1 protein-coding gene is annotated in these 509 nt (G+C 41.7%); it reads left to right on the forward strand.

Annotated elements, in window-relative coordinates; genetic code table 11:
* Positions 1–509: transposase (locus LI114_RS13735; RefSeq protein ID WP_227221135.1), on the forward strand; the 509-nt coding region annotated here is incomplete at both ends.

The following is a 509-nucleotide window of genomic DNA, read 5'->3' on the forward strand; positions in this document are numbered from 1 at the left end:
CGGCGAGTGTGAAATAGCCGTTCCCCGTGACAGAAACGGTGAATTTGAACCTAAAGTCATCGAAAAAAGACAGACTCACACAGATGAAATTGAACAGAAAATCATGGCAATGTACGCAAAAGGAATGTCCCAGCGTGACATTGAAGATACCCTAAGAGAAATCTATGGTGCAGAAATTTCTCAGGGACTTGTTTCACGCATAACCGACAAAATTCTTCCTGAGGTAAATGAATGGCAAAACCGTCCTCTCGACAAAATTTACCCTGTAGTTTTCTTCGACGGGATAGTTTTCAACTCCAGAAAAGACAATAAAATCATCAGCAAATGTGTGTACTCCGTTCTCGGGATCAATATGGAAGGACAAAAAGAAATCCTTGGCACTTGGATCTCTGAAAATGAGTCAGCAAGCTTCTATGCAAGCATATGCTCAGACCTCAGAAACCGCGGTGTTACAGACATTTTCATCGCTTGTCACGATAATCTGACAGGACTTTGTGATGCAATAAATG

The sequence above is a fragment of the Ruminococcus sp. 210702-SL.1.03 genome, assembly GCF_020559915.1.
GTDB lineage: Bacteria > Bacillota > Clostridia > Oscillospirales > Ruminococcaceae > YE71.